Source organism: Variovorax sp. GW531-E2, from assembly GCF_059423125.1.
Map to the genome: position 1 here is coordinate 33,616 of NZ_JBWKXQ010000060.1, position 10,284 is coordinate 43,899.

Annotated in this window: 8 protein-coding genes; 3 read left to right on the forward strand and 5 right to left on the reverse strand. The window is 70.6% G+C overall.

The window, feature by feature from the left end; genetic code table 11:
• Positions 1-141 precede the first annotated feature (141 nt).
• The 3 genes from AC07XP_RS26105 to AC07XP_RS26115 are packed head-to-tail and all read right to left on the reverse strand — an operon-like array spanning position 142 to position 3,623.
• Entirely contained in the window at positions 142-1,362 is a 1,221-nt protein-coding gene (locus AC07XP_RS26105; protein ID WP_495266315.1) for a dihydrolipoamide acetyltransferase family protein, read from the reverse strand.
• Positions 1,363-2,376 carry an alpha-ketoacid dehydrogenase subunit beta gene (locus AC07XP_RS26110; protein WP_495266316.1) on the reverse strand — a complete coding sequence of 338 codons (1,014 nt, stop codon included), beginning with the start codon at positions 2,374-2,376 and terminating at the stop codon, positions 1,363-1,365.
• Between the two features lie 5 nt (positions 2,377-2,381).
• Positions 2,382-3,623: a 3-methyl-2-oxobutanoate dehydrogenase (2-methylpropanoyl-transferring) subunit alpha gene (locus AC07XP_RS26115; protein WP_062472232.1), complete on the reverse strand. Its 1,242-nt coding sequence runs from the start codon at positions 3,621-3,623 to the stop codon at positions 2,382-2,384.
• 207 nt (positions 3,624-3,830) lie between these two features.
• Between AC07XP_RS26115 and AC07XP_RS26120 the strand changes: the two genes are divergently transcribed.
• Together AC07XP_RS26120 and AC07XP_RS26125 are read left to right on the forward strand one after the other, a co-directional pair.
• Positions 3,831-5,621 carry a SulP family inorganic anion transporter gene (locus tag AC07XP_RS26120; RefSeq protein WP_495266317.1) on the forward strand — a complete coding sequence of 597 codons (1,791 nt, stop codon included), beginning with the start codon at positions 3,831-3,833 and terminating at the stop codon, positions 5,619-5,621.
• A gap of 97 nt (positions 5,622-5,718) precedes the next feature.
• Complete coding sequence (locus tag AC07XP_RS26125; protein WP_495266318.1) at positions 5,719-6,693, forward strand: metallophosphoesterase family protein; 975 nt, start codon at positions 5,719-5,721, stop codon at positions 6,691-6,693.
• Here AC07XP_RS26125 and AC07XP_RS26130 read toward each other — a convergent pair.
• Positions 6,662-7,276, reverse strand: coding sequence for a DUF308 domain-containing protein (locus AC07XP_RS26130; protein ID WP_495266319.1), 615 nt, complete (start codon positions 7,274-7,276; stop codon positions 6,662-6,664). The genes AC07XP_RS26125 and AC07XP_RS26130 overlap by 32 nt on opposite strands.
• A 150-nt stretch (positions 7,277-7,426) precedes the next feature.
• Between AC07XP_RS26130 and AC07XP_RS26135 the strand changes: the two genes are divergently transcribed.
• A complete protein-coding gene (locus tag AC07XP_RS26135) occupies positions 7,427-8,896 on the forward strand; it encodes an HD domain-containing phosphohydrolase (protein ID WP_495266320.1) in 1,470 nt (489 codons plus the stop codon).
• 25 nt (positions 8,897-8,921) lie between these two features.
• Here AC07XP_RS26135 and AC07XP_RS26140 read toward each other — a convergent pair.
• Positions 8,922-10,284, reverse strand: a 1,363-nt coding sequence (locus AC07XP_RS26140) for a DUF6537 domain-containing protein (RefSeq protein ID WP_495266321.1), incomplete at its 5' end; no start/stop codon positions are given.

Genomic DNA, 10,284 nt, shown 5'->3' on the forward strand with positions numbered 1-10,284 from the left:
TTGCATGCAAGGATCGCTTTTTCTTGCATACAAGAACTGTAGGCAAGAAGATTGCAGGGGGTTCAGAGGGTATTCCCGGGGCGTTCCGGTCGACGGGGTACCCCCGCCGCGCGCCCGGGCGGTGAGGCCTGTGCGGGGCGGCTACTCGATGAAAAGCAGCGCCGGGCACTCGAGCGACGCCCGCACGGCCTGCACGAATTCGGCCGCCAGCTGGCCGTCGACCACGCGGTGGTCGAAGGACGAGGACAGGTTCATCATGCGGCGCGCCACCACCGCCCCGCCCAGCATCACCGGGCGCTGCACGATGCGGTTGACGCCGACGATCGCCACCTCGGGCGCATTGATGATCGGCGTGGAGGCGATGCCGCCCAGCGCGCCCAGGCTGGTGACGGTGAGGGTCGAGCCGCTCAGCTCGTCGCGCGTGGCCCGGCCCGCGCGCGCGGCGTCGGCCAGCCGGGCGATCTCGGTCGCGCTCGACCAGAGGTCGCGTGCCTCCGCATGGCGCAGCACCGGCACCATGAGGCCGGCCGCGGTCTGGGTCGCGATGCCGACGTGCACCGCGCCGTGGCGCGTGAGCACGCCCGCCTCGTCGTCGAAGCGGGCGTTGATCTGCGGGAAGCGCGGCACCGCCAGCACGACCGCACGCACCAGCAGCGGCAGCAGCGTCAGGTGCGCACGCTCGCCGCCCCAGCGTTCGTTGATCCGCGCGCGCAGCAGCTCCAGTTCGGTCACGTCGACCTCCTCGACGTAGGTGAAGTGCGGGATGCGGCGCATCGCGTCCTGCATGCGCTGCGCGATGCGGCGGCGCACGCCGGTCACGGGCACGGCCTCCTCGTCGTGGCGCTCGGCGTAGCGCGCGGCATCCGGCGCCGGCGGACCGGACCGGCGCAGCAGCCAGACGTCGAGGTCCTCGTGCAGGATGCGGCCGTCCGCGCTGCTGCCCGGCACCTGCCGCAGATCGATGCCGAGGACCGTCGCCCGGTGGCGCACCGCGGGTGAGGCGAGCGGCTTGCCGCCCGAGGGGCGCGCGCGTTCGGCCGGTGCCGGTGCAGGCGCCGCTGCAGGCGCCGTCGCCGATACCGCCGACACGGCCGGCACCGCCTCCTGCGCCTCGCCGCCGCCCGCCACATCGATCCGGATCAGCTCCGCGCCCACCGCGATCTGCTGCCCCACCTCGCCGCCGAGCGCGACCACCCGGCCCGCGACCGGCGAGGGAATCTCGACGGTGGCCTTGTCGGTCATCACGTCGGCCAGCACCTGGTCTTCGGCCACCGTGTCGCCGGGCTGCACGCGCCACGCCACCAGCTCCACCTCGGCAATGCCTTCGCCCAGGTCCGGCACCTTGATCGTGAGCGTGCCCATTCAGTTCTCCATGGCGCGGCGCAAGGCCGCACCGACGCGCGCCGGGCCGGGGAAGTAGGCCCACTCCTGCGCATGCGGGTAGGGCGTGTCCCAGCCGGCCACGCGCCCGATCGGCGCTTCCAGGTGGTGGAAGCAATGCTCCTGCACCAGCGCCGTCAGCTCGGCGCCGAAGCCGCTGGTGCGCGTGGCCTCGTGCACGATCACGCAGCGGCCGGTCTTCTTCACCGAGGCGACCAGCGTCTGCAGGTCCAGCGGCCACAGGCTGCGCAGGTCGATGATCTCGGCGTCGATGCCGGTCTCGCGCGCGGCCGCTTCGCAGACGAAGACCATGGTGCCGTAGCTGATCACCGTCAGGTCGGCGCCGGGGCGGAACACCGTGGCCGACTCCAGCGGCACCGTGTAGTAGCCCTCGGGCACCTCGCCCAGCGGATGCGCCGACCAGGGCACCAGCGGCCGGTCGTGGTGGCCGTCGAAGGGGCCGTTGTACAGCCGCTTGGGCTCCAGGAAGATGACCGGGTCGTCGTTCTCGATCGAGGCGATCAAGAGGCCCTTGGCATCGCGCGGATTGGAAGGCATCACCGTGCGCAGCCCGCACACGTGCGTGAACAGCGCCTCCGGGCTCTGGCTGTGCGTCTGGCCGCCGTAGATGCCGCCGCCGCAGGGCATGCGGATGGTGATCGGCGCGGTGAAGTCGCCCGCCGAGCGGTAGCGCAGGCGCGCCGCCTCGGACACGATCTGGTCGTAGGCCGGATAGACGTAGTCGGCGAACTGCACCTCCACCACCGGGCGCAGGCCGTAGGCGCCCATGCCGATGGCCGAGCCGACGATGCCGCCCTCGTTGATCGGCGCATCGAACACGCGCGAGCGGCCGTACTTGGCCTGCAGGCCTTCGGTGCAGCGGAACACGCCGCCGAAGTAGCCCACGTCCTGGCCATAGACGATCAAGTTGTCGTCGCGCTCGAGCATCACGTCCATGGCGGAGCGCAGGGCCTGGATCATCGTCATCGAGGCCATGGCCGTCACCCCTCGGACGCCAGCTGTTCGCGCTGGCGCTTCAGGTGCTCGGGCATGTCCTTGTAGACGTCCTCGAACAGGGCGGCGTCGCCCGCGACGTGGCCGTCGGCCATGGAGCCGAAGCGCTCGGCCTCCTTCACCGCGGTGTTCACCTGCGCCTGCATGTCGGCCTGCGTCTGCGCGTGCTCCTGCTGCGACCAGGCGCCGATCGCCGTCAGGTGCTGCGCCAGGCGCGCGATCGGGTCGCCCAGCGGGAAATGCGCCCAGTCGTCGGCCGGGCGGTAGCGCGACGGATCGTCCGAGGTCGAATGCGCGCCGGCGCGGTAGGTGACCCACTCGATCAGCGTTGGCCCCAGGTTACTGCGGGCGCGCTCGGCCGCCCAGCGCGAGGCCGCCAGCACCGCGAGGAAGTCGTTGCCGTCGACGCGCAGCGAGGCGATGCCGCAGCCCACGCCGCGCGCCGCGAAGGTGGTGGCCTCGCCGCCGGCGATGGCCTGGAAGGTCGAGATCGCCCACTGGTTGTTGACCACGTTGAGGATCACCGGCGCGCGGTAGACATGCGCGAAGGTCAGCGCCGTGTGGAAGTCGGACTCGGCGGTGGCGCCGTCGCCGATCCAGCCCGAGGCGATGCGCGTGTCGCCCTTGATCGCCGAGGCCATGCCCCAGCCCACCGCCTGGATGAACTGCGTGGCCAGGTTGCCCGAGATCGAGAAGAAGCCGGCCCGCTTCATCGAATAGCACACCGGCAGCTGCCGCCCCTTGAGCGGGTCGCGCTCGTTGGACATCAGCTCGCAGGTCAGCTCCAGCAGCGTCACGTCGTCGCGCGCCAGCAGCAGGCCCTGCTGGCGGTAGGTGGGAAAGCACATGTCGCCCTGCTGCAGCACCAGCGCATGGCCGGTGGCGATGGCCTCTTCGCCCAGGCACTGCATGTAGAAGGAGATCTTCTTCTGCCGCTGCGCGATCAGCATGCGGGCGTCGAAGGCGCGTGTCTTCATCATCGCGCGCAGGCCGCGGCGCAGCAGCTCGGGGTCGGCCGGCGGCGCCCACGGGCCGACGGCGCGGCCGTCGTCGTCGAGCACGCGCACCAGCGTGTAGGCCAGGTCGCTGGTGTCGGCGGGCGATGCGTCGACCGGGGGTTTTCGCACCTCGCCGGCACGCGACAGGTGCAGGTAGGAGAAATCGGTCTCGTGCCCCGGCCGCCCGGTGGGCTCCGGTACATGCAGACGAAGAGATGTGCCTTGGCTCATCGCGTTGTCTCCGCGCTCGATGGCATCGCGCGCCACCACAGCCTAGCGAATTTCGGGCGCGGGCGCAGCCGGTCAAGTGCGTGTTTCGCAGGCGACCGGGGCGCAGGGGCGGGGAGGGGCGCGCGGCCCGCGCCGGCACCCGTGTCTTCCCCCTTGCCTTTCCCGGCGCGCCTCTGCACTGTCCGTCCACCCTGTGGCCCGCGGCGCATGAACGACCTGGAACCTCCACCTCCTCTTTCCGAACCCGGCCGCAGTGCGCCGCGGGCGAAGGCCGCCGATGCGGCCGGGTGGCGCCGCTGGCTGCCGGGACTGCGCACGCTGCGCGGATACGAACTGGCCTGGCTGCGGCACGACATCGTGGCCGGGCTGGTGCTGACCACGATGCTGGTGCCCGTCGGCATCGCCTACGCACAGGCGTCGGGCGTCCCCGGCATCCACGGCCTCTACGCGACCATCGTCGCGCTGCTCGCGTACGCCGTGTTCGGCCCCAGCCGGATCCTGGTGCTGGGCCCGGATTCCTCGCTGGCGGCCCTCATCCTGGCCGTCGTCCTTCCGCTGTCGGGCGGCGACCCGCAGCGCGCCATCGCCCTGGCGGGCCTGATGGCGATCGTGTCGGGCGCGGTGTGCATCCTCGCGGGCGTCGCGCGCCTGGGCTTCGTCACCGAGCTTCTTTCCAAGCCGATTCGCTACGGCTACATGAACGGCATCGCGTTGACCGTGCTGATCAGCCAACTGCCCAGGCTCCTGGGTTTTTCGGTCGAGGGCGACGCACCGCTGGCGACCCTGAAGGCCATCGCCGTGTCGGTGATGGAGGGCAAGACCCACGCGATCACGCTCACGGTCGGCGCGGGCACCCTGGCGGTCATCCTGCTGCTCAAGGGCCGCCGGCGTGTGCCGGGCATCCTGATCGCCGTGGTGGGCGCGACCGTGGCCGTCGGCGTGCTGGGCCTGGCGACGCGCGAGGGGGTGCCGGTGCTCGGCGCCCTCCCGCAGGGCCTGCCGGCGTTCGGCATCCCATGGATCACGGCTGCGGACATCGGCCCCGTGCTGATCGGCGGCTGCGCCGTCGCGCTCGTCTCGTTCGCCGACACCAGCGTGCTCTCCCGTGTCTATGCGGCGCGTACCCGCACCCACGTCGACCCGAACCAGGAGATGGTGGCGCTGGGCGCCGCCAACCTGGCGGCCGGATTTTTCCAGGGCTTTGCCGTTAGCAGCAGTTCGTCGCGCACCCCCGTGGCCGAGGCCGCGGGCGCCAGGACCCAGCTGACCGGCGTCGTCGGTGCGCTGGCCGTTGCCCTGCTGCTGGTGGCTGCGCCCGACCTGCTGAAAAACCTGCCCACCAGCGCACTGGCCGCGGTCGTGATCGCATCGGCCATCGGCCTGATCGAGGTTGCCGACCTGCGGCGGATCTACCGCATCCAGCGCTGGGAGTTCTGGCTGTCGATCGCCTGCACGGTCGGCGTGGTCGTGCTGGGCGCCGTCGAGGGCATCGGCCTGGCCATCGTGATCGCGGTCATCGAATTCCTGTGGGATGCCTGGCGCCCCTATTCCGCGGTGCTGGGGCGCGCTGATGGCGTCAAGGGCTACCACGACATCACGCGCTATCCCGACGCGCGCCTCATTCCGGGCCTGGTCTTGTTTCGCTGGGATGCGCCGCTGTTCTTCGCCAATGCCGAGCTGTTCCGCGACCGGGTGGGCGAGGCCATGGCGTCGTCGCCCGCGCCGGTGCGCTGGCTGGTCGTCGCGGCGGAGCCCGTCACCAGCGTGGACGTGACCTCCGCCGACATGCTGGCCGAGCTGGTCGACAGCTTGCGCGACGCCGGCATCCAGCTGTGCTTTGCCGAGATGAAGGACCCCGTCAAGGACAAGCTGAAGCGCTTCGGGCTCTTCGCGCGGCTGGGCGAAGCCGCGTTCTTTCCGACCGTCGGTGCCGCCGTCAGCGGGTACCTCAAGACCCATCCGGTGGACTGGGTCGACTGGGAAGACGAAGGGCGCTGAGCCCTTGCGGCCCGCGGCATGGGCCTCCCATGGATGGGGGAGGCGACGTTTCGAGGCGGCTCCTAGCATCCGCGCACCCACAACGAGGAGCCTCCCGATGAAGATCGCCTTTACTTCCTGCTTCAGTGCCCAGACCTTCAAGGAACAACCTGTCTGGACCCAGGTGGGCGCGTCCGGCGCCACGCACCTGGTGCTGTTGGGCGACTCGGCCTACTACGACGCGGACGGCTCCAGCATGGGCGCGGTCAAGGCCATGGGCGCGAACGACTTCGCGATCCACGCCTTCGGCCGGCTGCGCGACCAGCTGAACCAGAAGGAGTTCGCCAAGCTCGTGCGCAAGACCGACCTGCAGATCCATCCGATCTGGGACGACCACGACTTTCTGTGGAACGGCGCCTGCGGCGCGCAGATCGAGGGACAGCCTTCCTACCGGCACCTGCTGGACCCGACCCGCGCGGCGTTCCAGGAATACCGCAAGGCGCTGGATTCGCACGATCCGAAGACTTTTCCCAAGGCCGGCGATCCCTGGGCTTCGGGCGTTCCCGAACCCGGCTACCGGCCCCTCATGCTGAGCAATGTCGGCGACGCGGATGGCCCGGTGATGCTGCACCTCACCGACGGCCGCAGCTACAAGACCAAGGGCGGCGAGGACGCCGTGCTCGGCAAGAAGCAGATGAGCAAGCTGAAGAAGGCCATCGAAGACTCGGACGAGAAGACCGTGCACCTGATCGCCAGCGGCCTCACCTTCGAAGCCCGCCACGGCGAGACCTGGATGGATTGCGCGGCCGAGCACGCTGCGATCCTCAAGCTCGCGGAGAAGCGCCGCATCCTCATCCTCAGCGGCGACGTGCACGAGAACCGCTTCGCCGTGCCGTGGCCGGCAGGCCCCTGGAGCCTGTTCGAAGCCACGTCCTCCGGCGCCGCGCTGCGCACGGCCGTCACCGTCGGCGCGCTGCAATGCAACTGGGGGCTGGTCGACATCACGAAGGACCAGGTGAACATCGAGCTGTCGCAGCTGAACATGGACACGCGCCGCCGCGTCATCGACCGCAAGAAGTGGAAGATGCTGTAGGCGTGGCGGTGAGCGGGTTCACGGGCCGCTCCTGCGGCTTGCGAAGCAGGATCACGAGTCCGGAGATCAGGAAGTACACCGCGCCCACCGTCGCATAGCCTGCGAGCGTCTGCAGGACCGGGGCATCGGTGCCTTGCCGTGCGATGAAGAGGCCGCCGGCCAGCGCAGACTGCGCGCCGCTCAGCATCATCACCCACTGCCCCCGATGGCTCTTTCGGCGGCGAATGGCCGTCGCCAGCTGCAGAAGGCCCGACACGATGGCCCAGACGCCGAAGATGGCCAGGTCGATCTGGAGCCCGAGCATCAGCGAGGCCACAACGGCTGCGGTGACCAGCGCGCTGATCCATGTGTTCAGCATCTGGCTGGGGTTGGCCCGGGGGCCGCCCGTCATCCGGGCGTCCACCAGGTTCGCCAGCGCGTCCCACGCCGGATAGACGACCAGCAGGATCGTCGTCAGCACCGGCGACTGCCTGGCGACGCTGAAGGCCAGCGCGACCCACACGAAGGAAAAGGCTGCGCGGGTGAAGTAGAGCTTGCGCAGCCAGGCGGCTGATTGGAGAGGGGGTTGGATGATGTCGGACATGAAGGGGTGTGGGTAGGAGGAGGGGGCGCGCCTCGCACGAGGCGGGTGCAACGATTCTTCTGCGTTCCCCCGGGCCCCGGTATCGGTCGAATGACCGACACGCGCCGAACCGACGGCTGTGCGATGCTGTGCGCTCGCCCCCGCGATCCCATGCCCGAAGACACCACCCTCACCGCTTTCGACGCGGCCCGCGCGCTCGCCTTCATCGGCGACCTGAGCATGGGCCAGCCCATCGACCATTCGCTGCGCACCGCCTGGCTGGCCGGCATGATCGCGACACAGGCCGGCTGCCACGCCGCGCAGGTCGAGGTCGCGCAACACGTGGCGTTGCTGCGCTGGTCGGGCTGCACGGCGAACGCGCAGGAGTTCGCGGACTTCCTGGAAGACGATGTGCTGGGTCGGCGAGCCCTTCTGGCCTCCGCGCAACCGCGCCTGCGCCAGCCCCACCAGGCGTCCATTCCCGGGGCCGTCGTGGCGATGGCCCAGATCCACTGCGAGATTGCCGGCGACATCGCGAACATGCTCGGCCTGGGGTCCGAGGCCGAAGCCGCACTGCGCGCCGTCTTCGAGGCCTACGACGGCAGCGGCGTCCCCGGCCTGCTGCAGGGCGAGGGCGTGCCGCTGGCGACCTACGTCGTGGCCCTGGCGAGCGATCTGGAAATCTTCAGCCGCCTCTACGGTCTCGACGAAGCCCTCACGCTCGCGCGGGGGCGCGCCGACAGCCTCTACCCCGGCTTCCTGGTCGACGCCTGCGCACCGCACGCTGCGGCGTGGATGAAGCGGCTGGATGCTTCGCCTGCGCCGTGGACCGATGCCGCCGATCCGCCAGTGGTGATGCGCCGGCGCGTCGGGCTGGAACTCGTCGGCGACGTGAGCGACCTCAAGCTGCCATGGATGACGGGCTACTCGCGGCGCGTGGCCCGCCTGGCGCGCGACTGCGGCGCCCGGCTGGGCATGAGCGAAGCGATGTGCCATCGCATCCACCGGGCCGGCCTGATCCACGGCATCGGGCGGGCCGCGGTGCCCAATGCCATCTGGAATGCGCCCGAGCCGCTGCCGGCCGCGTCGATGGAGCGCCTGCGGCTCGTGCCGTACTGGACGTCCCGCGCCGCAGGGCAGATCGACGGTCTCGCGGCCGAAGCAGAGATCGCCTCGTTCGCTTTCGAGCGGCGCGATGGCTCCGGCTACTTCCGTGGCCGCTCCGGCGCGTCGATGCCGCTCGAAGGACAGGTCGTCGCGGCGGCCGAGCAGTGGGTGTCGCACCGCACCCGCCGCCCGTGGCGACCCGAACTGACCGACGCGCAGGCGCGCGATCGCATGCAGGCGGACGTCGAGGCCGGTCGCTTCGACGCGGAGGTCGTCGGCGCACTGCTTGCCTGCGCGTTGTCGGGCATGCCTGCGAAGCCCGCGATGCCTGCGCAGGACGATGCGTCGCTGTCCCAGCGCGAGCTGGACGTCCTGCGCTGCATCAGCCAGGGCGACAACACGAAGCAGGTCGCGCGTGCGCTGGGCATCAGTGCGAGCACGGTGCGCACGCACGTCGAACGCGTGTTCCGCAAGCTCGGTTGCTCGACCCGCGCGGCCGCCACGCTGAAGGCCTCTGCCAGAGGCCTGCTGTAGCGGGCCGCGCCCGCCGCCCCATCGACTAAGCGGCCAGCGGCTCCGCCCGTACGGCCCGCGCAGGCGCCACGGTCTCGAGCTGCCCGCGCAGCATCTCCCACCGCACGCGCGCCGACACGATGCTTTCTTCCTTCACGTGCCCGAAGCCGCGGATCTGTTCCGGCAGGCGCGCCAGCGACAGGGCGGTGTCGAAGTCGATGCGCTCGAAGCGCGCGAGCAGGTCTTCGACCATCGCGCGGTAGTCGGCCACCAGCTGGCGCTCCATGCGGCGCTCGGCGGTGCGGCCGAACGGATCGAGCGCCGTGCCGCGCAGGCCGCGCAGCTTCGCGAGCACGCGGAAGGCGCCGAGCATCCACGGGCCGAAGCTGGTCTTCAGCGCGCGGCCTTCGGCATCGCGCCGGCCCAGCACCGGCGGCGCCAGGTGAAAGCGCAGCACCGGCTTGCCTTCGAACTGCTCGCCGAGCTTCTCCATGAAGCGCGGATCGGCGTACAGGCGCGCCACCTCGTACTCGTCCTTGTAGGCCATGAGCTTGAAGAGGCCCGAGGCGACGGCCTTGGCCAGCACGGTGCTGCCGCGCGTGCGTTGCTCGGCGTCGCGCACGCGTTCGACGAGGTCCGCGTAGCTGCGTGCGTAGGCCGCGTTCTGGTACGCCGTGAGGAACGCGGTGCGGTCGGCCACCAGCGCTTCGAAGCTCTGGGGCTTCTGTAGGGACACCACCTGCGCCGGCGCAGCCTGGCGCGTGACGGCCGCGAGGTCGAGCGCCGCCTTGCGACCCCAGCGGAATGCGGCCTGGTTGGCCTTCACGGCCACGCCGTTGATCTCGATGGCCTTGTCGAGCGCCTGCGCCGACAGCGGCACGAACCCCTTCTGGAACGCGAAGCCCAGCAGGAACAGGTTGGCCGCGATGGCGTCGCCCATGAGGCGCGTGGCCAGTTGCGTGGCGTCGATGAAGTCGGCGCGGCCTTCCACCGATTCCTCGATCAGCGCACGCACCTGCGTCGCTGGAAACTCCCAGTCGGGCTGCTGCGCGAAGTGCCCGGTCGGCTGCTCGAAGGTGTTGACCAGCGCGTAGGTGCGGCCCGGCCGCATGCGCGCGATGGCGTCGGGCGCGCCGGCCGTGAGCATGTCGCAGCCCAGGATCAGGTCGGCCTCGCCGGTGGGAATGCGCTGCGCCTTCAGCTGCGCCGCGTCGCGCGCAATGCGCACGTGCGACGTGACCGAGCCGTTCTTCTGCGACATGCCCGTCATGTCGAGCACGCTCACGCCCTTGCCCTCGAGGTGCGCCGCCATGCCGATCAGCGCGCCGATGGTGATCACGCCCGTGCCGCCGATGCCGGTGATGAGGATGTTGTGCATGCCTTCGAGCGCGAGCGGCGCCGGGGCGGGC

Bases quoted from the DNA above. Each gene is read 5' to 3' on its own strand.
- AC07XP_RS26120 (WP_495266317.1), top strand. From the start codon at position 3,831: ATGAACGACCTGGAACCTCCACCTCCTCTTTCCGAACCCGGCCGCAGT.
- AC07XP_RS26115 (WP_062472232.1), bottom strand. From the start codon at position 3,623: ATGAGCCAAGGCACATCTCTTCGTCTGCATGTACCGGAGCCCACCGGG.
- AC07XP_RS26110 (WP_495266316.1), bottom strand. From the start codon at position 2,376: ATGGCCTCGATGACGATGATCCAGGCCCTGCGCTCCGCCATGGACGTG.
- AC07XP_RS26105 (WP_495266315.1), bottom strand. From the start codon at position 1,362: ATGGGCACGCTCACGATCAAGGTGCCGGACCTGGGCGAAGGCATTGCC.
- AC07XP_RS26125 (WP_495266318.1), top strand. From the start codon at position 5,719: ATGAAGATCGCCTTTACTTCCTGCTTCAGTGCCCAGACCTTCAAGGAA.
- AC07XP_RS26130 (WP_495266319.1), bottom strand. From the start codon at position 7,276: ATGTCCGACATCATCCAACCCCCTCTCCAATCAGCCGCCTGGCTGCGC.
- AC07XP_RS26135 (WP_495266320.1), top strand. From the start codon at position 7,427: ATGCCCGAAGACACCACCCTCACCGCTTTCGACGCGGCCCGCGCGCTC.